General features: G+C 64.8%; 17 protein-coding genes and 1 other RNA gene. 10 read left to right on the top strand and 8 right to left on the bottom strand.

The genetic code is table 11. From position 1 onward, the window contains the following. The 7 genes from HPY44_05650 to HPY44_05620 all read right to left on the bottom strand — a co-directional run. Nucleotides 1–2,568 (bottom strand): pentapeptide repeat-containing protein (locus HPY44_05650; GenBank protein NSW55476.1); only part of this gene is annotated, 2,568 nt, incomplete at its 3' end. A gap of 276 nt (nucleotides 2,569–2,844) precedes the next feature. Next, complete coding sequence (locus HPY44_05645) at nucleotides 2,845–4,104, bottom strand: exo-alpha-sialidase (protein NSW55475.1); 1,260 nt, start codon at nucleotides 4,102–4,104, stop codon at nucleotides 2,845–2,847. Between the two features lie 534 nt (nucleotides 4,105–4,638). After that, nucleotides 4,639–7,572 (bottom strand): hypothetical protein, encoded by a 2,934-nt coding sequence (locus tag HPY44_05640; protein ID NSW55474.1) that lies wholly within the window; start codon nucleotides 7,570–7,572, stop codon nucleotides 4,639–4,641. A gap of 183 nt (nucleotides 7,573–7,755) precedes the next feature. Beyond that, nucleotides 7,756–8,409: a tyrosine-type recombinase/integrase gene (locus tag HPY44_05635; GenBank protein NSW55473.1), complete on the bottom strand. Its 654-nt coding sequence runs from the start codon at nucleotides 8,407–8,409 to the stop codon at nucleotides 7,756–7,758. Nucleotides 8,410–8,472: 63 nt separating this feature from the next. After that, nucleotides 8,473–8,646: a site-specific integrase gene (locus HPY44_05630; protein ID NSW55472.1), complete on the bottom strand. Its 174-nt coding sequence runs from the start codon at nucleotides 8,644–8,646 to the stop codon at nucleotides 8,473–8,475. Between the two features lie 137 nt (nucleotides 8,647–8,783). After that, an RNA gene (gene rnpB, locus HPY44_05625) (RNase P RNA component class A) lies at nucleotides 8,784–9,348 on the bottom strand. A 160-nt stretch (nucleotides 9,349–9,508) separates the two neighbouring features. Continuing rightward, nucleotides 9,509–10,186 (bottom strand): PEP-CTERM sorting domain-containing protein, encoded by a 678-nt coding sequence (locus HPY44_05620; GenBank protein ID NSW55471.1) that lies wholly within the window; start codon nucleotides 10,184–10,186, stop codon nucleotides 9,509–9,511. Between the two features lie 235 nt (nucleotides 10,187–10,421). Between HPY44_05620 and HPY44_05615 the strand changes: the two genes are divergently transcribed. The 10 genes from HPY44_05615 (at nucleotide 10,422) to HPY44_05570 (ending at nucleotide 23,728) form a co-directional block, all read left to right on the top strand. Then, entirely contained in the window at nucleotides 10,422–11,348 is a 927-nt protein-coding gene (locus HPY44_05615) for a DUF89 family protein (GenBank protein NSW55470.1), read from the top strand. A gap of 78 nt (nucleotides 11,349–11,426) precedes the next feature. Beyond that, nucleotides 11,427–13,976, top strand: a complete 2,550-nt coding sequence (locus HPY44_05610) for a hypothetical protein (protein ID NSW55469.1) — start codon at nucleotides 11,427–11,429, stop codon at nucleotides 13,974–13,976. Between the two features lie 606 nt (nucleotides 13,977–14,582). Continuing rightward, nucleotides 14,583–14,804 (top strand): hypothetical protein, encoded by a 222-nt coding sequence (locus HPY44_05605; protein ID NSW55468.1) that lies wholly within the window; start codon nucleotides 14,583–14,585, stop codon nucleotides 14,802–14,804. Between the two features lie 9 nt (nucleotides 14,805–14,813). Beyond that, nucleotides 14,814–17,138 carry a hypothetical protein gene (locus tag HPY44_05600; protein NSW55467.1) on the top strand — a complete coding sequence of 775 codons (2,325 nt, stop codon included), beginning with the start codon at nucleotides 14,814–14,816 and terminating at the stop codon, nucleotides 17,136–17,138. Between the two features lie 149 nt (nucleotides 17,139–17,287). Then, the gene (locus HPY44_05595; protein ID NSW55466.1) at nucleotides 17,288–17,926 is read left to right on the top strand and encodes a TetR/AcrR family transcriptional regulator; all 639 of its coding nucleotides are present in this window, start codon (nucleotides 17,288–17,290) and stop codon (nucleotides 17,924–17,926) included. After that, nucleotides 17,919–19,544: an efflux RND transporter periplasmic adaptor subunit gene (locus HPY44_05590; GenBank protein NSW55465.1), complete on the top strand. Its 1,626-nt coding sequence runs from the start codon at nucleotides 17,919–17,921 to the stop codon at nucleotides 19,542–19,544. The genes HPY44_05595 and HPY44_05590 overlap by 8 nt, the downstream gene beginning before the upstream one ends. Further along, nucleotides 19,541–20,497: an ABC transporter ATP-binding protein gene (locus HPY44_05585; protein NSW55464.1), complete on the top strand. Its 957-nt coding sequence runs from the start codon at nucleotides 19,541–19,543 to the stop codon at nucleotides 20,495–20,497. Before HPY44_05590 ends, HPY44_05585 begins: the two co-directional genes overlap by 4 nt. 1 nt (nucleotide 20,498) lies before the next feature. Beyond that, the gene (locus HPY44_05580; GenBank protein NSW55463.1) at nucleotides 20,499–21,455 is read left to right on the top strand and encodes an ABC transporter ATP-binding protein; all 957 of its coding nucleotides are present in this window, start codon (nucleotides 20,499–20,501) and stop codon (nucleotides 21,453–21,455) included. Further along, on the top strand, nucleotides 21,452–22,576 hold the full coding sequence (locus HPY44_05575) for an ABC transporter permease (GenBank protein ID NSW55462.1): 1,125 nt from the start codon (nucleotides 21,452–21,454) through the stop codon (nucleotides 22,574–22,576). Before HPY44_05580 ends, HPY44_05575 begins: the two co-directional genes overlap by 4 nt. A gap of 27 nt (nucleotides 22,577–22,603) precedes the next feature. Further along, a complete protein-coding gene (locus tag HPY44_05570) occupies nucleotides 22,604–23,728 on the top strand; it encodes an ABC transporter permease (GenBank protein NSW55461.1) in 1,125 nt (374 codons plus the stop codon). A 6-nt stretch (nucleotides 23,729–23,734) separates the two neighbouring features. Here HPY44_05570 and HPY44_05565 read toward each other — a convergent pair whose 3' ends face one another. Next, nucleotides 23,735–24,226, bottom strand: a complete 492-nt coding sequence (locus HPY44_05565; protein NSW55460.1) for a hypothetical protein — start codon at nucleotides 24,224–24,226, stop codon at nucleotides 23,735–23,737. Between the last annotated feature and the right edge of the window lie 185 nt (nucleotides 24,227–24,411).

Below are 24,411 nucleotides of genomic sequence, written 5' to 3'. Positions count from 1 at the left end.
GGCCCCGCTCAGGTAGGCCCCGCTCAGGTAGGCTCCGAGCAGATAGGCCTCGGTCAGGTTAGCCCCTATCAGGTTGGCTCCGAGCAGATAGGCCTCGGTCAGGTTAGCCTCTATCAGGTCGGCCCGTACCAGGTCGGCCCCTCTCAGGTCGGCCCCTCTCAGGTCGGCCTCGCTCAGGTCGGCCCTGCTCAGGTCGGCCCGTATCAGGTCGGCCCCGCTCAGGCCGAGGTTCGCCAGGTCCAGGTTGGGGGACCAGTTGTGCCCGCGAACCGCGTCCCGCGCTCTGAGGTACCGATGCAGTGCGTACGGGTCCCTGGGGAAAACCTGCTCCCACTCCTCCTCGGGACGCCCACGCTTGCGCCAGTCGTCGAGGTCCTTGGGGTACTTCCCCAGACCCCGGTACAGGCCAAAGGTGGCGATGAGACACTGCTCCCAGTAGTTGACGATGAGACGAAGGTCATCCAGGGACCGAGGGACCTCCTGACCGTCGGGGATACCCGCCCTCGTGTCGCTGCTGACCCCCACCACTGAAGGGCCCTCTGCCTGCTCGCGCACATGACGGTACAGGTCCTCGACGGCCTGGCTCGCGGCGGCTTCATCGATCGGACTATCGGAGCCCGGTCTCGCGCTGATCCCGAGCGCTACGAGGCGTTCGGCAAGCGCGGTTCCGTCTTCCAGGGCCAGGCGCCCCAACTCCTCGCACAGGTCATTGAGAAGCGCGCGTTCATCCTCCTGGAGAACAAGCTGTGCAAGCCTGTCTTCGGGGCGCACTCTGTCCCGGGAGGTGTCCTCAACCTGCCTTGCCAGCCCGGGCACTGTCTGCAATTGCATGCGCACGCACCACTCCGCCAGCAGGTACTGCCGGAAGCCGTCCGGCTGGAACTCAAACTCGCGGACGCCCGTGCCAGGCTCGAAGAAATGGAGGACAAAGGCCGTCTGGAGGTCGCCCAGTTGGAGGTCCCCGAGGAGTGATTCAGCCACGACTTCCGACAGCAGGGCTTCCTTACAGGCGCGCTGAGACCGGGGCCAAGAGGCGATGGCGGCTATCTCCTGAAGCAGCAATCGATATCGGTGGGGAGGGATCGCGACTGCCGGGTCCTCACCGCCACCGGCCGCTTTCCCCCGGATGGTGTTAGCAACAAATGCGGACCAGATCTGGCTGCGGGACAGCGAGCCGGAGATGTTTCCCGCTGCCACGTCGCGGGCCAGCATGTATAGCAGGAGTGGCGTATGCAGGACATCATCATCGTCCGTCACTTCGCGCAGACGCTCCGCGGTGACGGCGGACCTCGCCGCTGACCTCGACCAGTTCTCGCACCACGCGGCGAGATCGCTGTCGTTGAACTCCTGCACCTCGGCGACGATGGCCCCGGCCTGGCAACACTCATCCCATACTCCGGTCTGCATCAACTGGGTGCGCGTGGCCACCACCACTGTCCTGCCATCGCGCCGAAGCCTTTCGAGTGCGTTGAAGCAGGTCAGCACGTACTGGGGGTTGTGGCTCGCCATTTCGTCGAAACCGTCAATGAGGAGCGTCACGTTCTTACGGCTCGCGAGATCATGGAGGTTCAGGCTGTCATCCTGGTGGTCAGCGCTGACCTGTCGCCCGATCTCCTCCAGTGCCCGTCCCTGGGCGACCTCCCGATAGATGTCCTTCCACCGCACGTAGACGGGCGCCCTGTCCCCGGGCACATAAGAGCGCGACAACTCGGCGCAGAGCTTGCGCATGAGGCAGGACTTCCCGACGCCCATGATGCCTTCGATGACCACGAGTTGCGCCTTGCTGTCCGAGAGGACAGGCAGTAGCAGGTCATGGGCGGGCTTGGGAGCGACCTCTACCCGCTCTCGCTGTTCCCACGCGATCTTGGTGGTCCCTCGCTGGTCAAACAGGCGGATGCGCGCGGGGACGTAGAGTTCGTCCTGGGGTGTCTCCCCGAACAGCAGCACGCTGTCCATGGCGCTCTGCAGAGCCGCGAGGCGGGCTAACCCCTCATCTCCCGCCCAGTCCCGCAGGGCCTCAAGCGCCTGTCTGACGCCTTCGTCCTGGTGGCGCAAGTCCTGCACTGCCTCGGACATGGCCTTGTGGATGGCGCCACGAGCCTGATGTGCGCGCTCGGGCTCCACTCCCGCACCCAGCAGCCACTTCTCGGCGAGGTCCGCGAGCCGGGACACCACGGGCCACTCCGCGCTGGGCTTGACGCCGTCGGCGGTGACCATCTGGAGCCAGTCCATGCCGCTTTCGAGGGTCTCACCCGCCGCCGTCACCAGCTGACCGGACTTCGCATAGGCCTCCCATTCTTCCCGGGTCACCACCGGCGGGTGACCGCCAAGCTCCCCGTCGAGCGCCGTCCAGAAAGTACGAACCAGGGCATTGGCAATGCGCGTGTGCGGGTCAGGCTCCATCGTCTCAATCGCTTTCGCCGCGAGAAGGCCAAGGATGCCGTATGGTCCGAGGCACCCCGCTGCGTCCTTCAGGAACTCGCTGACTTGCCCGGACTCCAGAAGCTCATCGCCGGCGTACTGCGCACGCTGCCGCGCTCGGTTCAGCCAATCGAGGATTGTGGACAAGCGCCTTGCCTCCCCCTGAGTTAGCTGACTGCCCCGTCCGTAGTCGGGGATACCGCTCACACCCAACGGCTGGTTCACCACATCGCATGCACCTACCTGCCGGGTTCCGGGCGGCGCACGGTGCCAGGTACCGGTAGCCAAACTGTTGGCCGCAGGCTCGATGACCGTGGAGCGGTCCGGCACCCTGGGAACCCTTCTCCAACTGACGCAGGAGGATGCCTGCCCTGGCGCGAGCCGCCGCATTCCGGATCATCGGCTGCGACGGCCCGGAGGCGCTCAGAACACCCAGGGCGGCTGCACAGGGCCGGTGGACGAGACCTCTTCGATGTAGCAGCCTGTGCGAGGCGTCAGCGTCTCGCCTCCCACACCTACGGTGCTGAAGGCCATCACCCGGTAGGCCAGCACAGCATGCCAGGCGCCGTCGGCAAGCCTCACGGTGCAGCCGACGGGGTGGTCTGCGAACCAGGTAGTACCCTCCGGGGCAGGGCCGAAGTCCGCCACGCAGTCGCGGGCAATCACGGGCGCTCCGACATCCTTGCGGTCGGCGTTCAGTGGCCACAAGCAGGCCGTAGCCCGGAAGCTCGCCGGATCATTGGCGGCAATGTACGGCGTGCCGTCGGCCGCCTGGTTGAGCACAACCGGCGCATCCGCGCGGAGGTCCTGCTTGTGAAGGACCTCGTGCCAGTTCTCGCCGCCGTCGCGAGACCGCCATACCATCACCGCCCGTCCTTCAGCCCCTGCCCCTCGGACCGAGTACAGAAGAGACCCGTCGATATCGCGGATCAGGCTCGGCTCCGATCCGCTTGAAATGCCGTAGAAGACCAGTGGACGCCAGTTGGAGCCGTCGCGACGCCAGCGGCTGACGCCGGCGACTTGCCGTGTGCCGTCCTCGGCTACCACCGCAAACAGGAGGTCATTGCCATCGGGGATGGCGCACGAGATCCCCGGGGCCACGATGGCCCACAGGCCGTCTGCGGTCTTCAGGGGAGCATCGGACGGCTTCCGCTGCACGTCTGTAACGCGGAAACTCTCGCCATCGTAGGCGAACTGGTAGACGTGCCAAAGGCGCGTCGAGGGCTGGTCCCAGGTGAAGAAGCCCTGGTCATTGAGATCGAAGCGCAGCGCCTCAGACAGCCCGAAGCCCGTGCCCGCGTCAGGGTGCACAGAACCGTCGGGGAGTTTCGCGCCGAGCGGCACGAAGCCGACGGTGATCGGGTAGTTCACGGTCACCCGCCGCTTACCGGTGCCCGCGTCCACGTTTTCCTCGTTGCGTGCGCAGACGAGCGGCGTCTGCTGGCTGATGGACGCAAGGTTGTCGAACACAATGATGTCCGTGCCGTTCTCGAAGTCCCAGTGCCCCTGACCGACCGTCCGGACGTTGCATGAGACCGCCGCGGTGTTCGGGGCAATCTGGAATACGAACCCGAGCCCGTAACGGCAGGCCTGACCCTCTCCGGGCTCGCCTGGTTGTACCAGCGTCGGGCCGGTCCGCGTCACGGCCGTGATCCCGCCGGCGGGCGTGGCTGTTGGTTCCATCTCATCGCCTCCATGCACGGAAGTGGCCAACCAAAGGCCCAGGGCAACTGCAGATACCCTCCAACTGATTGACGCACGCGTCTTGCGGCGCGCTGGAACGTTGGCCATCGCTCTCCTCCAGGAAGGCAGCAGTCTCGTCACCGACGGGGCACCATGCGGACGCAGTAACGGAATTCGCTTGGTCAGGCGGACCAACCTTCTGGGACGCCCAGGGTTCACGGGACGCTGCCTGTCCGGCCGGTGAGTTCGGGTGACCGCCCGGTGCCAGATGCGAGCGGGGCAGGTCACATTGTCGCACGAAGCGCGCGGGCTGTAGTGGCCGGGCGCATACAAACCGGAGGAACGAAGTGGAATTGTGAGCAAGCAACCGGCTTGCGAGAGCACAGAGGGGCCGGGGGATCCGGGACGACTCAATGAGGTACCCCGCCGTCGAATACTTCGGGCAAGATGGTGTGCCTGTTGTGCAGACAGACCTCCGGCTCAATCTTCGCGGCAGCGATCCTGCGGCTGCTCCTGCGCGCGTCCCGGGTCCCCTCATTCAGTTCCGGCAGGACTCGCCATCTGGACCACCAGCTCGTGCTTCCCGCGCGGGGCGCTTACCTGCATCAGTACCCACTCGCCCGCCCTCTTGCCGGCTCTGGGCTTCACGGAGCGACCGTCCAGGAGGGTCTGCGTTGCGGCGCCACGCTGACCCCATGCCACCGTGGCTCCTGTGCTGCCGGCGTCCAGTCTGATGTGAGCGCGTCGCGTGGACTTGTCCCACCGTGCGGATTCCACGTGAGCGGGAGCCCAGTCCGCAAGCCGGATCGGGCACTCCCACGCCAGCAGCATTGCCGCGACGTGAGCGTCACGCGGCAGGTAGGTCTTCCGCCAGCGCCGCGCCAGGTCCCGGGCATTGGCCCCGAGTTCCCCGCCGAGGAAGGCCCTCAGGAGAATGTGGGGCGGGACGCGGATCTCATCGTGAGACAGGAGGTTCTCGTCGGGGCATGCGGCGCGAAATTCCTGCTCCCAGGCCGCCATGTCCTGCGGGCAGCGGTCCATGAGCAGGTCCAGCACCTCTGGCTGTGCGCTCTGAGGGCCTATGCAGCCGGTGTGCCACCAGATGTCGCCGTATCCCATGTCACGGACGGCAGGCCTTATACCCGGGAAGGAGGCGGTCCACAGCTCCCCGAACCCCGTGCATGGTGCCTCGCCGCGGGCCTCCTGCTGATCCATCTGGCGGGCGTAATCCAGGAAGCCGAACTTCGCCACCATCGGCACCGCGTTGCGAACCAGCAGGTACTCGGCAAGGTCACGCTGGTACGGCGTGCCCAGGAGCCGCGCCAGCCCGCGGAAGCCGATCAGGCCCGCGAAGCCCGCGGTCGCCATGTCCCCGTGGTACATTTCCCCGGACTCCCGTGCCCCCGGCCCCATGAGCGCCCAACTGTTCAGCGCCTCCCAGTAGCTCGCGAGGGATCGGATGACAGGCCAGTGGGCCTTGAGTCCATCCCAGTCCCCCGCGTACTTGGCATGGGTGTAGAGGCCGTAGAGCACGAGGCCCTGCCAGAAGTCGATGTCCGCGATGCCTTCCTGGTTGGGTGTGTCCTCGTGCCCCCAGGCGAAGGTGCATGCCAGGTACGGTGTCCCGGTGACGGGATCCTGGCGCAGCCGATAGTTCTGCGGGAACAGGGCGCTCTGGATGGTGGCGCGGGTATCCTGGCGCACGCGGTCGCGCAGTTCCGGCGACAGGAAGTTCGCCGCCCGCCAGGCTCCGGCGCACATGTCATGGGCGGAACAGTGCGGGTAGATGCCCGGCCCCTGCTCATCGGTGTGCAGCCGCTGGAGCGCAGTCGCGTTGAGCGAGTTGGCGATGATCTGCTCCAGCGCCCACTGCTCCGGTCCCGGTTCCACGGCAAGCGGTGCGAAGTCCCTGCACTCCGGCACCGGAAGCCGGTACTCCAGACTATCGCCTTCAGCAACCCTGTACGGCCCCCACTTCGTGGGCCAGTCCATGTCCTGCAGACCTGACACACACTCCGGCGGGAGGTAGCCCCGGTCAACAGAGTAGGCGATCAGCGGCGGCAGCGGTGCGAGGTGCTGTGCTTGCGATCCCCAGTCGTCCTGCCATGGCAGGAACTGGAAGCGGTCGCGGATTGTCACCCAGCCGTCTGCCACGCAGAAGGACTCCTCGCACCGCCACGGGTAGCCCGCGAGCATCGCGGCGAAGCGCCTGAAGTGGTCCACCGGCACGAATGAGGGGTTTTCACGCCAGCGCGCTAGCGTGTCCGGCGGCTGGGGGATCACGCCGAAGGGAGAGCCGATGCAGATCGTGCCCACCCCCGCACCGCGTTGCACCACCAGGCGGCCGTCATTCCACGCGAACCCCGATGGACGGCGCTGGAAGACCACCATGATCGGAATCTCCGGGCTCCCCTCATTCGCCAGCAGCACGGCCCAGTTCTCGTCCAGCGCCTGCGGGCAGAGGCCGGATGCAGGCTCAAGCACGCGAGCTCGCTGCCCCTCGGCGATGATGATCGCCGCAGGTCCTTTGGCCGCGGCGCCGCTTTGGAACGACAACTCGAAGGACGGCGCATCTGTCTCCACCTGGATCCCGCAGGCGAGTGTACTGTACCGCAGTTCCTGGAAGAAATCCCGTCCGTCAGACGCCCTCAACTGCCGCCGCCAGCGCAGGGAGGTCCAGTCGGCCGACACTGCGTCTGACTGATAGGGGTTCCCGCCCGCGTCGTAGTCAGCCCGCCGCGCCAGGCCCGTCTTAGCCGCCCCCTCGTCGCCCGTCGCCATCTCCTGCAACCCCTGACCGCCGCTGTCTGGTACGCCGAAGTTGAACTGGAAGCTCTCCTGCGTACCCGGCTTGAACCAGTACCACGACCGGTTGATGTTGCCGAAGGTGACATTGTCCACCAGCAGCCCGTTGGGCTCATAGCGCCAGGCGAAGTGCCCGGCATTGTTGCGGTGCAGCCCGGGCCACCACCGCCTCCCTCTGGCTTCCACTGCGATCGGCGCCGGGTCATTCTCCCACGGATACCTGACCCCGTTGTCACCAACCCAGCGCACCCGCGCGGGCAGCGGTGTGCTCGCCGGGGAGCCGTCCGCAGTGAGGGAGAGCGCCGTGGCTTCCGCAAAGGAAAGAGCGGCGCCCGTCCGTCCAGGGACAAGCGATGTGAAGTCCTGCGGGGACAGCCGGAGTGCGCCTTCGGAGAGCCGGTCGACCGGCACTCGCGCCCGCCAGACCCCACCGTCCATGCAGGTCAGGTCTGCAACGAGGCTCGGCGGCGGCGGCATGGGAAGCTCGGGGGTGATCTCAAGCGCGGTAGTGTGCAGCCCCGGGCTGTTGTCGAGAGTAGCCTTCCACGCGGGCGAGGCAACCTGCGGGGCCGCGGTGGCGATCATGGCCGCCAGCCATAGCCCAATCACGGCAGCGGCCGGGACGGACCCGGTTGCCCGGACTGCGTACACGAGTCGAGACATGGTGGCACCTCGTGACGACACTGCATGGTCTGCACGGTACGCCGCTTTCCACTTTTACGCCTGTCCTCCCTCCCGCCAGTGCCCACCAGTTCCGGTAGCCGCCCAATCGGGGGAGCCAGTCAGGACGCAAGCCTCGCATCCCGGACTGTCTCCCCCACTTCTCGCCGATGTGGATCACCCGCCTCACGCCATCGGGTGGCTCGCGACTGCCGCACGCAGCCGGGTCATGTCCACGTGCAGGTAGACCGCGGTCGACTCGATCGACGAATGTCCCAGCAGCTTCTGCAATGAGAACAGGTCCACCTGGCTGTGCAGGAGCATCGTGGCGAAGGAGTGCCGGAGCGTGTGCAGGCTGACGCCGCGCCGATCCAGACCGGCGACCTTCGCGGCGCGATGGAACAGGTCATTCAGCCCGTGGGCGCGCAATCGGCGCCCGTCGCGCCCCGTGAAGAGCCAGTTATGGCCGGCATCCGGCCGGGCGTCCAGCCACTCCTGCACCGCATCCGAGACCTGCGGCACCAGGGGCACGACCCGCGTCTTGCCGCCCTTCCCTCGCACCACACGCAGCGTGGCATCCTCCAGGCTGACGTCCCCCAGCCGCAGGTTCAGCAACTCCTGCCTGCGCAGGCCGCAGAAGATCAGCACAGTCAGCACCGCCCTGTCCCGCACCGCAAGCAGCGCGTAGTGCTGGTCTCTCGTGGCATCGAGCAGGGCCTGACATTCCTCCGGGATCAGATACGCAGGCACCGACTTCCGGCGCTTCGGTAAGGACAGCCGCCGCGTGGGATTGTCAGTGGTGCACTCGGTCTCCTCGAGAAACCGCCAGAAGGACCGCAATGCGTGCAGTCGCCGGGCACGGGTCGCCGGCGCCAGACCGCGCCGGGTGAGATGCAGAAGGTACTACCGCAGTAACTGCGGCGTCACCGCGCTGACTTCAAGCTCAATGCTCTGCTGGGACAGGAACTGCGCGAAGTCCTTGAGATCCGAACGGTACGAGGTGATGGTCAGGGGGCTGGAGGCTTTCTCGGCTTCGAGATAGAGGCAGAACTCTTCGGCGAGGCGTTCGATCTGCATTGTGCCACGACCTTTCCGATAGGTCGCCAGTCATGGCACTTTACAGTTGCCCGAGACGCCTCATTGGACGGGCATTGCAGGACCTGCTTACAGCCTCCATGTGTGTCAATAATGGTTTGTTACTGACCCAAAATGGCCCGGAGAGTGGGTCAATAAGCCGGATTCTGTACCTTGCGGAGCGGCCATTTATCTGGGACGCCTGTTACCAGGCGCCTCGAGCGTCCTACCCGGCAACTCGGGCGAGCAGCCCTCTCGCACACACCTGTTCCCCTCGATGACCGGGGTTCACGTCAAGGGAGATATCGGTCGACAGGGCAGCCCTGCTGTCCTGTTACCTGTCTCCGCCCTCGATGGTGTGTGGCACGTTGCCCTATATGGACTTGCTCCGGGCGGGGTTTGGCAAGCCGTCGTGTCACCACGACGCTGGTGCGCTCTTACCGCACCTTTTCACCCTTACCGGCCCTCGCAAGCGGGAGCCCGTGGTGCAAGGCCCCAAGCCCCGTGCCGCGAAGTTGCACCAGTAGTCGAGGCTTTCGCCACCGCTTGATGATGCTGCCGGCGGTCTGTTTTCTGTGCCACTGTCCGTAGGGTCGCCCCTCCTGGCATCTCGCCAGCGCCCTGCTCTTCGGAGTCCGGACTTTCCTCATCCTGGCTCGCGAGGCGAATCTCGTGAGTTTCGGACGCGGCCGCGCGACCCACTCTCCAGTGCAGAGTATACCCTAGAATCGCTATACGCGGAAGGGTTCCCCAGGCCCCAGTGCGCGACAGGTGCCCAGATAGGAGTCTCGGCACAAAAAAAAGGCTCCCCAACTGGGGAGCCTACCTTCGTTCGTGTACAGCGGGTGCGGCGTGACTTTCGGCGTTATTCGCTGACCTTGCGACGCCGAACAACACCAACCAGACCGATAAGCCCCAGACCGACCAGCGCCAGCGTACCCGGCTCGGGGATGTCCCCGGTCCTGCGGTACTCATACTGGATCGTGCCTGCAACATAGGTGGTGTTGTCGTAGTCCTGAACCGATACGTAGTCAGGCTTGCCGAAAATCTCGTAGAGCACGGCATCGAAGTCGAACCCCACCACGTTCCCGGCACCCGTGAAATAGGCCAGGTGAGCAGCACTGTTCCAGACACCGCTGTCGCCCTCAGTGGTGCTGGTACCCGACTTGGTCACGCTCGCCAGCGGGGCGACCGCGAAGTTGCCGGAGTTGTACTGGGGCAGGTACTGGCCCAGAGAATTGCCCAGGCCGTCGTAGACATCAGTTGTGTCGTAGAAGATATAGAAGCAGGTCGCGCTGCTCTCTTCCGAGTTGTTGTGGAAATCGGCTTTGCCGTTCACGAAGGTGCCGAACTCCCAGTACACATTCTGCAGGGTCAGGGCCCCACCCAGATCGTCAAACTGCGGAAACGAGAGGGTACCCGAGCCTGTGGCGGGAGTCCAGGACGTCCAGTCCGTGTAGACAGGCGAGAAGTCGGCGAATGCCGGCGTCACCGCAACGGCGAGAACCGCGACTGCAACTAACGGCAGAAGGCGATGTCGCATGGAGCGTTTCCTCCCATCGAACAACCACGAACGAAGGTTTCTACGCAGACGAAAGTGTCTTGAGTATATCGACCTGGCAAGTCCAGGTCAACCCCCAAGAGCGCTAAAATCAAGAAAACATCAACACTTTGTCCCAGACGGTGCTGGACTGCAGCAGGTTGGGCTCGCAGCTTCGACGTGGTATACTCGGGCGTCGCCACCGACTGAGTTGGAGCCGAGATACCGAGGAGATGCGATGAAAGCAAGAGTGGCTTGCCTGGCGTGCCTTCTGCGCCAGGCTCTCAACACAGCCCGCGAGTGTACCGACGACCCCCACGTACAGAAAGAGATCATGGATGAGACCATGCGCCGGTACCTGGCGATCTCCGATCCCCTGGCGCTCACGCCGGGGGAGTTGTCGCAGAATGCTTTTGAGGCCGCACGCGAAGTCACCGGCATCTACGACCCATATCTGGGAGCGAAACGTTCCGCGAATGAGGCCGCGCTGGCGCTTTACCCGGCCCTTCGGGCGCGGCTCGAGCAGTCGGACGATCCTCTCCTGGATGCCCTCCTGCTGGCCACTGCCGGCAATATCATCGACCTGGGGATCGCCCAGGAGTATGACATGATGGAGGACATCGTCAGGCAGGTCGAGCGTGGGTTCGACCGGGAAGAGCTTGCCCCATTCCGGAAATCACTATCGCGGGCGCGGTCGATCCTGTACCTCGCTGACAATGCCGGTGAGATCGTCTTCGACCGCATCTTGATCGAGGAACTTGGGCCCAAGCGGGTGACGCTCATGGTCAAGTCCGGGCCCATCGTGAACGATGCGCTCATGGCGGATGCGGTGCAGACGGGTCTGGCTGATCTGGTGCGGGTGGTCGAAACAGGCAGCAATTACTTCGGGTTCCCGTGGGGCGAGGTCAGTGAAGAGGCACGCGATGAGCTCCGGCAGGCGGACTTGGTTATCTCCAAGGGCCATGCCAATTTCGAGACCGTGAGCGAACTGGGGTCCGAGTGTGACGACAAGGTTTGGTACCTTCTGAAGGTGAAGTGCCCGGATGTGGCCGAGGCCGTGGGTGGCAAACTCATGGACGTGGTGCTTCTCTCCCACAGGACGGTGCGGGAGCTGGCGCAGACCGAGGCCATGGACTTTGCGAATGAGAGTGGCGAGGGGGAGTAGGCGCTTTGGGGGCGGGAGACCAACTTCCTTCCGGCGAATTGACAGCGGTCTTTGCACGGCTCAGAGGTGATTGTCGCAATGTGTCGCGCATCGTTGATGATATCCGCGATCGCTGTCCTGATGGGCGCACACTCTGGCGTTCAGGCCGGGCCACTGGGCCTTCCTGGCACTGTGGCCACGTACGCGCTCAATGCCGACCCGGGCGACCGCCCCGTATTCGAGCGCGACCGCAATCTCACTGTTGTCGAGATGAAGCTGGCCCTGGGCCCCGGCGAAAAGGTGGATGGTCGCGACTTCCAGTGGGTGTGTCTGTCCTTCGCGCGGCTCAATAGTCAGACGTACGAAGCCTGGCTGCTGCTTGATGGTTGGCCGCGAGCCGATCAGAGCCCCCGGGTTGCCCGCTACCTCTGGAGAGAACCGGACTGGCCGGATGCCGTCGAGTTTGTGAATGAGGTCACCGGCGAAGCACACCTCCCCCGGATTTCCCTGTGGCAGTATGGTTGGCCGCAGTCTGTGGACGGCGGTCCACTTGTGGTTGCGGATGGCGCTTTCCCGGAGGCCGTGCAGTTCCAGGGCTACCCGTTCAAGCGGGCCGGCGCCGAGAACGGGCAGTCCGTTGAGCCGCCTGCGGAAACCACGGTGGTGAAGCTCAACCCCGACCTCATCATCGGCCACATGACCCGTGATACCGACGTCCACGGCAAGCCCTACTGGGCGCTGCCCGACGGCAAGTACGAGTACCGGAAGACCACGCCGGAGGACCATCGCAGGCATTTTGAGGCGGGCTTCAACCTTTTCCAGGCAACGCCCCGCACGGATTGGCTCACCCGCAGCAGCGCGCGGGACAACAACCTCTTCTGGCCCATGGACGACTGGCCGGCGCAGCTTTATCGGTCCAACTACTGGGGGCGAGGCATCTACGTGGATGAGCCTGCGATCCACAACCGCGTGCTGAACGAGCGGGCTGATCTCGCCGGGAAGCTCACCCCGGCGCAAGCGGTCGCATCACTCCAGGAGAAGCTCAAGGCATCCCTGCGCCCAAACATCGGCAACTACTCGCAGACCTGGATCAACAACTTCATCGACCGGCAATTCGGGCGCGGCAATCTGTGGATTGTTGAGAGGGACTACCCGGTCTGGGAGGCCATCTGGACCACCGCGTGGTATCAGCTCGCGATGGACCAGGGCGTAAGCGGGATCGTGGACGAGGACGTGGCCATGGGCGACCTCGTCGAGAGCTATAACCGCGCCTTCGGCACCCAGATTCCGCCGACCATTGAGAATGCTTGCGCGATCCGCGTGGCTGTCCTGCGCGGTGCGACGCGCAATTTCGGGAAGCGTTGGGGAGTGGCGTTCTATTCGCCGACCGAGACCCGCCTGAAGGCATCCAGCATCCCGTTCTTGTACAACAGGGGCGCCAGCTACTTCTGGGTCTGGACCGGATGGGTGGGCATTGGCGACAATTCCGGTCTGCCCCACAGCTACCAGCGTTACTATGCATCGCTGGTGAAGCAGGCTCAGGCCGCGAACCCACGCCGGGACATGGACGGACTGCTGCGTGCGGCGAGAACCTGCGTCGTCATCCCCTATGGCTATACCTTCGCGCCGTACCCCTTGCAGTACCTCAAGTGGCTGCACCTGGAGCGCGAGACCGGGCAGGGCGCCACGTACCGTCAGGTCCTCGCTAACGCAGCCCTCGAAGTGGAGCGCTGCATTCGCCTGGGCATTGACTTCGACATCGCGGTGGATGATGCGCGGTTCACACCCACCGGTTACGAAGAGGTGATCCGGTGCCGGGAGGACGGAACCGTTCTGGTCCAGAGGGGTGACACGGAAACGCGCCTGACCTCCGGGCGAGAGCCGACGCGACCGGATCTAGGCGCGGAACCCAGCATCGCCATCGAGGTCCCCGAACTCGTGCCGGAAGCCCCCGGCAGAATCTCACTGCGCGCTATCGCAACTGCGGGCACCGGTGAATTCGAGAATGGAAAGCCATCGGTCACATGGGAGGTGTACGGGCCGGATCAGGGCGTGGAAATGAAGAGCGGCGAGGAGGTTGAACTGGACCTGCCGACAGGGGGAACCTACCGTGTCCGCGCCGCCGTGGCCGATGTCTTCGGCCGTCCCGCCGTAGCCTGGACGGCGCTGGATGTGCTGGAGACCCGTACCGACGCCGCTGCCTTTCCGGCCGAGTGGGCCTTCCAGACCGACCCTGGTGATCTTGGCGTTCAGCAGGGCTGGTACAGACCGGAGTTCGACGACACGGGCTGGGGGAAGATCCCGGTGCCGGCGTGGTGGGAGACTACGTCGGTGGGAGCGTACGACGGCTATGCCTGGTACCGCGTGCGCTTCACGGTGCCGGAGGAGATGGAAGGCCGCGAGTTCACCCTGGAGTTCGCGGGGGTAGACGAGGGAGCCTGGGTGTACCTGAACGGTGAGTTGATCGGCGAACGCAGCGCGCAATCCACCGGCCTGGCTCCGGTGGACTTCTGGGACAAGCCCTTCAGCTTCACGGCCGAAGGCGTCCGCGCAGGCGCCGAAAACCTCCTTGCGGTGCGGGTACACGACTCCGCCGCGATGGGAGGGATTTTTCGCCCGGTGAGGCTGCTCGTGCAAGGGGGGCCGTAAACCTCAATGGAGAGTAGACCAGGTTACTGATCGGATCAGGCGATGTGGGAGTGCGTTCGCCGAGCATGGCAGTTCGCCGGGACCTCAAGCCTGACCAGCCCTTTCATTCAGACGCCCCTTCTCGGGATCAAACAAAGCTGAGGCCGACCAGAAGCCCGACGTCAGTCAGTCCTTCCCCTTGCCGCACTTGTCCGCGAAGGACGATCCCGCCAAGAAGAAGCGATCCGCACCAACACAGGTCGTGACCGGGACGCCGGATGGCTGCAGAATATTGCCGACGCACCGAGGAAACCTATCCTCGGGCAGGTTCGCGCCGGCATCGAGGGGAAACTCGCGCAGAGGTGATCCGAAGTTCACGTGCCATGCCGCAGGTCGTCGCGGCTTGCTTATCGCTTCTGCTCGCGGTGTCCGTCCACGCACCGGCCGAGAAGATCTGGTCCCGTCAGCAACTGCATATGCGCCGACCGTCACCTCGACCTTGACCTGACGCTGCCTGCCACCGGGCCGGTTCAAACCGACTCACTTGTCGAGAACATCCCGGTCTGCCGGAGCGAGTGGAAAGCACGGGGATCGAACCTGTCGGCAGCCGGCGTCTCAAGTGGCGAAGTGACCGCGCCGGAGTTCCGCCTCACCGACACCACGAGCAACGGCGTCCGCGTCACTTTGGGCGAGCCGATGGCCCTCAGTCTCGTCCCCGAAGGCCTCAAGACCGATGGCTGGCGCAAGCTCCAGTTCGGCCGCGCTGAAGTCAGTCTGCCGCAATCCCTGCAGCCCGGACAGCCGGTTCGCCCCGCATACCAAGTCTGTCCCGTCACACCCGGGGAGTGACCGCGACCCATGATGACCGCCCGCAACAGTCTGATCTGTCTCGCACTAGCCCTGCTCATCGCGTCCTCGGCCTGCGCCGAAGATGAGCTCTGCCTCACCGGCAATGCCCGTCGCAACAGGAACCTCGCGGTGCCCGTGACATTCTCGCCCGAAATCGCCGCGGCGCTGGCGGATGGCTCCCACCGTGACGCGCTCTCCGTCGGCTGGCCCGGCGGCCCCATCACGCTGACATTCGCCGAACCCGTGCGCGTCACCCACATCGACCTCGTGGTCTACAATGACCCGCAGCGCTCGTACAATGCCGCCGGGCGCATGAAGGCGGCTCTCACCCGCGGCGAGACGCCGGTGACAGAGACGGACTGGGCCTCCCTGGATCAGGACGCCGTGCTGCTGTGCGGCACTGATGACGCCATCGTCTGGGGCTCGCAGTCATCGCTGCAAGTGCCATCCGCAGGGCCTGCCGACTCTCTTACCCTCACCGTTGAGAAGAAGCCCGGCGCCCACCAGTGCCTTCTGCGCGAACTCTACGTCTGGGGCATCCCGGAGAGCCTGCATGAAGCGTCGCTGGCCCCCGGGCAAGCACTCTCCTGTGGTGTACGGGAGAACACTTACTCATCGGTTCGCGCAGACTGGCAGCAGCTTCCGCCGGGGGCACGATATGCCCGCATCCGGTTTCGCGAACGGGGCGCGGGAACCTGGCAAACCCAGTGCTTTACCGCTTCCCCCGGCATCGTGACCTGGCTCAAGCCCGACCGCGAATATGAACTGCAGGCCGAAGCTGTCGGCGGAGAACCCGCGGCTGCCCATTCCCAAAGCCTTTCTGTGAGGCTCCCCCACCCTCTTGAAGTGCGACGGATGTCGGACCTGTGGGGCATGAACTTCTACCCGGGCGGCGGTGGCGCGCACCAGCCACACCTCGACGAGACCGGTAACACCCAGCGCATGCTCGTCCTACTGCAGGACGCGGGCGTGCGGCATGTCCGCTGGTTCTCAGCAGCACCTTCCGGGGCAGATCTCTTCGTGGATCGCGGCCTGAGCAGCTTGCCCTTCGCCACTTTCACGGAACCGGCGAGTTACGAGAAACTCACCCGCGAGACCGGAGTCTGGGTCAGCGCCACCCAGAATGAGCCGGATTTCCAGGACACCTTCCCTGAGGAGTTCGTCGGGAAGTTCGTCCCCGCAAAGGCCGCCGCCGATGCATTCGACCCGCTCATGCTTCTCGCCGGCCCGGCAATCGGTGGCGAACTCTTCGGTCCAGGCTCCGATTACCTGCGCGACTGCTACCGCGCCGGCCTCAAGGATGCCATCCATGCCCTTGACCTGCATCCGTACCCGAAAGTGTCCACCCCCACGCCGGTCGGGGGCCGTCTGGGCTGCCCGGAGACCCTCATCGAGAGTGTCGCGCAATGCCGGGCCGTCATGGCCGAGTTCGGCGATTCCGACCGCCCACTGATTGTGAGCGAGACCGGGCACCCGACCCACGAGGGCTTCTGGTGGATGCCCCCATCCAGCTACCCGCAGCAAGCCCGGTACGTGGTGCGCAACCACCTGATTCTCGCCGCGCTGGGCATCCGCCGCATCTTTTGGTACGCTTTTCAGGACGAGGGTACCGATCCCACCAACGCTGAGCACAACTTCGGAATCGTGGACTGGTACGGCAACCCCAAGCCCGCCTACTATGCCTACCGCAACATGACCCGCCTTCTGAGCGATGCGACCTGTGAGGGCTTCCTGCCTGACCTGAAGGCGCCTGCATACGGGGTCCAGTGCCGGTTCGGTGATCGCTTCGTCACCGCGGTCTGGGACAGCGCGGGAAAGAGTGAACTGGAGCCTGCCGAGGGCTGCGAGATCCAGCGCGTGGTCGGGCTCATGGGTGAAGAGCGCCCACTGCCCATCCTCCGCGAGGGCAGGCGTGTTCTGCCCATCGACGAGAACCCGCGCTACCTGTTCTCATCTGCGCCCCTGCATTTCGCCGCCCAGCGCAGGCTTGATCCGCCCATCGCTCCCCGGATGCTCATGCGCCTGGAACCCAGCATGGTTCACGTGAAGCGCGGCGAGACTGTCTCCTGGCAGGTGCATCTGGACAGCGAATATGAGTGCGAGACCGTCGTCATTCTGGGCACCCCGCATCCGTGGCATGGCGCGGCACCGCGCCACGAGATCACGTTGCCCGCGCGGGGAAAGACCACGGTGCAACTCAGCCTGACCGTTCCCCAGGACGCGAAGCCCGGCATCGTTTCCTGGGATACCAAATGCAGTGTCACACCGGGGGACGCAAGGTTCGCTTCGGAGGAGGTCCGCCGGGCGCTGTATTTCATCGTCCCGAGAGAATGACCCCGCGCCGGCAGCGGACAGGCCCGAACGGCCGCATCCCACCCGCATGGCCGCCGGGTGGCCCGCGTCAGTCATCGCGACTTGACTTCCGCGCCGTCGCGTGCATAATGAATGAACGTTCATTCATTCCGTCGGCCCCGGAGCCCGCTATGCCTCCCGCAGCCGATTCCCTGCGCGATCAGACCCCCGTCGCCGAGTTCGACCGCCGCTGCCAGATAATCCAGGCTGCCGCGCGGGCTTTCGCGCGCAAGGGCTATCACGCCACCACCGTAAAGGACATTGCTGCCGAAGCAGACCTCTCGCCCGGCACCCTCTACCTCTACTTCCCGGGCAAGCGCGACATACTCACTGCTTTCCTCGAGCACGGCATGGGGCTTGCCCGCGAGTATCTCAAGACCATCGATGGTCTCAACCCGCATGATGCGCTGGTGGCGGTGATCGAAGAGCGCCTCGGCTTCCTTCGAGACCATCGCGATCTCGTGAAAGTCCTCATCAGCGAAGCGCTTTTTGACCCCGAACTTGCGTCGCGCCTGGAAGATCAGATCGTCGCCCAACTGGACAGCTTCATCGCGGAACTCACGGAGCGTCTGGCCCCCGGAATGACCGACCCGCGACAACTGCGCCTCGCCGCCCGCACTTTCCAGGCGCAGGTCATCTTCTGGGGGGTCCTGTGGCCCACCATCGCCCCGAGCCAGGCCGCTGCGTTACGGGTCACCGCGGAGGAACTCGCGACCATTCTCCTGTCGGGCATCCAAGGTCTTGGAAGGCTGGTGTCGGCGGATGAGTGACCGCGCGCCCATCAGGCCCATCCCGGTGCCGCTGCGTGTCATTCTGGCCATGCTGGTGCTCGCCGGGGCCGGCACGCTGATTGTCCGCGCTACTCGGAACCTGCGTGCCGACGAAAACGGCCCCATACGCGCCAGCGGAATCGTGGAGGCTCGCACCATCGAGATCGCCAGCGAAGTACCGGGGACCGTCCTGGTCTGCGAAGTGCGCGAGGGCGACCGTGTGGACAAGGATGACCTCATAGCCACTGTTGCTGGCGAGGCGAGTGCTGCCGAGGTGGCCCGCGCAGAGGCGGCAGTGGAAGCAGCCCGGGCCAATCTTGATCGCGCGATGGCCGCGCTGCAGCTTCAGCAGGGCATCGCATCGGGCGACGTGAGAAGAGCGGCAGCAGGTGTGAGCACCGCCCGGGCACGCTCCAGAGACGTGCAGTCCGGTTCACGTCCCCAGGAGATCGCCGCTGCGAAAGCCAATTCCAGCCAGGCCCGTGCAGCTATGGAAGCAGCAGAAGCCCGACTTCGGCAATTGGAAGCCGGCCTGCGCCCTGAGGAGATTCGCCAGGCCGAGGCATCCTACGAGGCAGCATCTGCGGACGTTGACCGCGCCAGGGCGCAGCTCGCCGATATTGAGGCCGGTGCCCGGGACCAAGAGATCGAGCAAGCCCGCGCCCAGGTGCAAAAGGCCCGCACCGCCCGGGAGAAGGCGCGGAAGGACTACGACCGCGTGGTCTCCATGGTCGCTCAGGGCGCCATGTCCCAGCAGGAACTGGACCGCGCCACCGCTGCATACGAGGCGGCAGACGCCGACCTCGCCGCAGCCGAACAGGCGCTCTCCCTGGTGCGCGCAGGCCCCAGGCCGGACCAGGTTCAGGCGGCCCGGGCCCAGCTGGATCAGGCGCTGGCTCGGCAACGCAGCGCGTCCGAGGCCCTGACCCTCGCCCGTAAGGGCCCTCGGCAGGAGGACATCGACCAGGCCCGCGCCCTTGTGCGACAGACCCGGGCCAGCTACGAATCAGCCCTCGCTCAACTCAGCCTCGTCCGCGCCGGATCACGACAGGGCGCCATCGAGACCGCACGTGGGCAGGTGGGCGAGGCCCAGGCATCCCTGCTCCTTGCCCGCGAGAACCAGCGGCAGGTAGACATCCGAAAGCAGGAAGCCGAAGCTGCGCAAGCTCAGCTCGCGCAGGCTCAAGCGGCCCTCATTGCGGCCAAAGCGAACCTGGAGAAGTTCACCGTCGCCGCCCCGCGCGCCGGGACGATCAGTGAGGTGTACGTCCGCCCGGGGGAAGTAGTGAAGCCCGGGTCGTCACTGGTAAGCCTGGTGGACTTCAGCGAGACCTGGGTCACCGTCTACGTGCCGGAGCCTCTGCTGCCCCGCATCCGCCTGGGGCAGCCCGCCTCAGTCCTTGTGGACGGAATGCCCGACGTCAGATTCCCCGGAACGGTCCGGCACATCGCTACCGAAGCAGAGTTCACGCCGAAATACGTGCAGACCCAGGAAGAGCGCGCTCGGACGGTTTTTGCAGTGGAAGTTGCCGTTGATAACCAGGACGGGCTGCTGAAACCCGGAATGCCCGCCGATGTGGAGTTCGCAGCCAGTGCCGAAGGACAGGTAGCCCCGTGAGCTCCGCTCTGGCCATCGCCGCGAAGGGGCTGCGCAAGAACTTCGGCGAAGTCGTCGCCTGCGCTGGTGTGGACTTGACGGTGAGCACCGGCGAAATCGTGGGCCTGCTCGGTCCCGACGGCGCCGGGAAGACCACGACCATGCGCATCCTCTGCGGCATCCTGCGCCCCGAGTCCGGCTCCGCGCAGGTGGCTGGACATGACGTCCTGCGCCAACCCGAGGCAGTCAAGCAGCGCATCGGCTACCTGCCCCAGCGCTTCAGCCTCCACCGGGACCTCACTGTGGACGAGAACATCCGCTACTTCGCCGACCTGTACGGGGTTCCACGCGGGACCTGGGAGGAGCGGCGCGAGGAATTGCTGGAGATCACCTACATGAAGCCATTCCGGGCACGTCAAGCGGGGCGACTCTCCGGTGGCATGCGCCAGAAGCTCTCTCTCCTGTGCACCCTCATCCATCGGCCCGAAGTCGTGCTCCTGGACGAGCCCACCACAGGCGTCGATCCCGTTTCGCGCCGAGATTTCTGGAAGATTCTTTATGACCTCCCGCGCCAGGGGGTCGCCATGCTCATCAGCACCCCGTATATGGACGAGGCCTCGCGCTGCAACCGCGTCGCCCTCATGTATGAGGGAGTGGTGATCGCTGCAGATACTCCTGCCGCTTTGCGGGAGGCGATTCAGGGCGCCATCTACGAGGTCTCATGCATCCCACAACGCACCGCGCGCGAGGCGCTCAAAGCCTGCCCGGAAGTCGCAGGGGTCGAGGTCTTCGGTGATCGTCTCCACGTGCTCATGCGCCCGGGCGCCGACGCGCAGCCAATCCGCAAGGCCCTGGCGGATGCACAGGTCGACTGCCGTCGCATCCAAGAGACCGAGCCATCGCTGGAAGATGTCTTCATGACCATGGTCGCCGAGAGACACGGAAAGTTGGCCGGGGCAGAAAGGACGACCTGACATCTCGTTCGCAGTCGAGGTTGAGAACCTGACCCGCAAGTTCGGCAGCTTCGTCGCTGTGGACGACGTGAGCTTCCAGGTTGCCGAGGGTCAGGTCTTTGGATTTCTCGGCCCCAACGGTTCCGGCAAGTCCACCACTATTCGCATTCTCTGCGGGCTGCTCTTGCCCAGCTCCGGCCGTGCGCGCGTCGCCGGGATTGACGTGGCCCACAACCCCGAGCGCGTCCGCGCAAACATCGGCTACATGCCCCAGTTCTTCTCTCTCTATGACGATCTGACGGTGACCGAGAACATGGAGTTTTACGCGGGCCTGTATGGGGTCCGCCGCAGAGAAGCAAGGGCACGGATCGACAGCATCCTCGAGCGCCTCGAACTCGGCCCGGTGCGCGACCGTCTCGCCAAGACCCTCGCCACCGGCTGGCGGCAGCGCTTGTCTCTGGGAACCAGCATGGTGCATGAGCCGCCGATCCTGTACCTCGACGAACCGACCAGCGGGGTCGATCCCCTCACCCGGCGTCTCTTCTGGGAGCAGATCGACGATCTCGCCCACCATGGCACTACGGTCTTCGTGACGACTCACGTAATGGACGAGGCGGAACACTGCACGCGCCTGGCCATGATGCACTATGGGCGGCTCATCGCCGAAGGTTCGCCCGAACAGATGCGCAGCGAACATGCTCAGAACCTGGTGGAAATCCGCGCCGACCCGGTCTGGTCGGCGCTAGACGCGCTGGAAGGACGCGACGAAATTGCCGAGGTGGCGCTATACGGGGATGCCCTTCACGCCGAGTGCGCCCCCGAAATTGAGGACCCTGTGGCGCTGGTTACCGGGGTTCTCAAAGCCGCCGGCGTAACCGTTGACCGCGTCCATCGCGTCTCCCCCACCATGGAGGATGTGTTCGTCTCCCTGGCGCGAACCTGCGAGCGCCCGGATACGGTGGGGAGTGGTCGCGGATGATGCGCCGCATCGCCGCAATCGCCCGGGCCGAATGGATCCACAATCTGCGCGATCCTCGCAGCCTGTTCGTCATCGTTGCCCTGCCCGTGCTGCTGCTGCTGGTGTATGGCTACGGCATCAACTTCGACCTGGACCATATCCCCTTCGCCGTGCACGATCTCGATGGTTCCGACACATCTCGGGATGTGATCAACCAGTTCCGCCAAAACCGATACTTCGACCTGATCGAGGTTATCCGCGACCGCGCCCGCATACAGGACCTGCTGGATCGTGGCGCGGTTACCTTTGTCATGGTGATCCCGCCGGGAATGGAGCGAGAACTCGGGGCAGGGCGCGGCGCTGAAGTGCAGGTCGTCCTGGACGGAGCCGACGTCACCCGCGCTAATGTTGCAGTGGCGTACGTCGAGGGCGCACTCCTCGACTGGTCGGCCGAGTACTCCGCGCGATTCGCCCGTGCGGCGGGAGTCAGCCTGTCTCCCGCATTCACGGTCCACCCCACAGTTCTCTACAATCCCGGCCTTGAGAGCACCAAGTTCATCGTGCCGGGCCTCATCGCAATCCTGCTCAGCATTCTCGCCGGCCTGCTCACTTCCACCTGCATCGTGCGTGAACGCGAATGGGGCAGCTTCGAGACCCTGGTGACCAGCCCCGCCCAGGCGCCCGAAATCCTTGTGGGCAAGATGATCCCGTATGTGGGCATCGCCTTCGCGGATGTTCTCCTGTCCATCGCCACCGGCAGGCTGGTCTTCGGCGTGAGTCCCGCCGGAAGCATTCCCCTTCTGCTTGCGGCGAGCGTGCTGTACCTGGTAGCGTCCCTGTCCATGGGGCTGCTGTTTTCGGTCATCGCACCCACCCAGCGCCTGGCGATCCTCATGGCAACACTGGCCACACTGCTGCCGGCGGTGCTTCTATCGGGGTTCAGCTTCCCCATCGCCAGCATGCCCAAGGCCCTGCAGATCGCCTCGAACCTGGTCCCGGCTACCCACTTCCTGATCGTGATTCGCGGCATCTACCTGAAAGCCGCGCCTTTTGCAGTGCTCAGACGCAGCCTGCTCATCCTGCTTGTCTTCACTCTCGCCATCGTGACCCTTGCGGCGAAGCGATTCCGCAAGCAACTCTGAGCCTATCTGATTCTGTCGGGGAGAACCATGACCCGTCTTCCCTACATCATCCGCAAGGAGTTCATCCAGATCCGCCGGGATCCGCTGACGATCCGGCTGGTCATGGTTGCGCCTATCATTCAGCTCATCCTGTTCGGCTACGCGGCAACCAGCGACGTGCATCACGTGAAGGTGGTGATCTGCGACGCCGACCGCGGCCCGGAAAGCCGCCGGGTCGCCGAGGAAATCGCGAGCAGCTACTACTTCAGACTGGTCGGCGTTGCGGATGACCCGCGCGAGATTGAGGGTGCGCTCCTCAGGGGAACCGCCCAACTCGGGGTCTACATACCGCGGGATTTCGAGCGCGACCTGGGCCGTGGCAGACCGCCGCAGATTGGCCTGTACGTGGACGGGTCGGACTCCAACACGTCGGGAGTGGCGGCGGGGTACATGACGGGGCTGCTCAAGGAACACGCCGCGGGCATCAGCACCCGCTTGGCGCGCACGGACGGCACCTTCGGCGCAGCTGCTCCCATTCTGCGTCCCGAGCCGCGCGTCTGGTACAACCCGGAGTTGCGCAGCATCAACTACATGGTGCCCGGCGTCTTTGGCTTGATCTTGCTGGTGCTCACGGTCAACCTCGGCGGCCTGGCCATCGTGAAAGAGCGTGAGACCGGTACCCTGGAGCAACTCATGGTCACCCCGCTGCGCCGCAGCGAACTGATCCTGGGCAAAATGATCCCCTTCGGCATCATGACCTTCATAGATTCCGGGGTCGTCTTTCTCGTGGCGATCAATTGGTTCCACGTACCGTTTCGGGGTAGCCTCGCAATCCTCTTCTCAATGGCCGCTGTGTTTCTGGTGAGCAACCTGGGATTGGGATTGCTCATCTCCGGCCTGTCTCGCTCCCAGCAGGAAGCGCAGATTCTGGCTTTCTTGCTGGTCATGCCTTCCGTGCTCTTATCCGGCTTCATGTTCCCGATCCAGAACATGCCGCTCGCCATACAGTACGTGACCTACCTCATCCCCTTCCGGTACTTCCTGGAGATCGTGCGCGGCGTGTTCCTCAAAGGGATAGGCATCAGTGTCCTATGGCCGCAGATGCTCCTGCTGACTGTCTTCGCGCTGACCCTCGTGCTCCTGGGAATGGCCGCCTTCCGCAAGCGACTGTAGACCGCGTCACTCGGGAGTGACGAGCCGTGAGATCGGCCCCATGAGCGCCGCCTTCGCAGTCGCGATGTTCCGCGGGTTCTTGTCCGGATGGAGCCGCACCTCAACATGAGAGTACGCCGTTTGCACGCAGGAACTCACATTGGACGCGAATGCCAGTTTGCCGAACCGGTCCGCGGTGGTGCGCCGGTCGGGTCGGTCGATCCGCAACTGCCGGAGCACCTTCTTCCCTTCCAGATCGTACTTCACCACCCAGACAGAATAAACGCCATTGGGCTCCAATTTCTCGGCGGCGAGCTGCAGTCGGTGGAAAGTCTCGGTCATATTGCAGGCAATCACGGCTTTGCCCACGGCATCGGTATCCAGCGCGGTCCCTCTGAGCTGCACCGTGAGATAGCTCCATTCGCCGCCTCCCTCCGGCGGTTCGTAGCTGTCCTGCGCCAGGGCGAAGCTTGAGGTGATCAGGGCGATGAGCATGAATGTCTGCCTGTTGGTCACCATGTCACTGTCCTCCTGATTGCTAATGCTCGCGTCACGTTTCATTCTACCCCGGGGTTGCCCCGCGAACGCACTTCGGTTTGCAGGGCCCCGGAGTGCAGGACGCATCGACTTCGCGGGCGAACTTGACCACAGTAACCCACAGCGGGCCCTCGGCGAGTGCCATTTCTCGTCAGAGCAGTGTTCGG

This window comes from Armatimonadota bacterium, assembly GCA_013314775.1.
Lineage (GTDB): Bacteria > Armatimonadota > Zipacnadia > Zipacnadales > JABUFB01 > JABUFB01.
The sequence above is the reverse complement of the archived record's forward strand: the minus strand, read 5'-3'. Positions and strand labels throughout refer to the sequence as shown.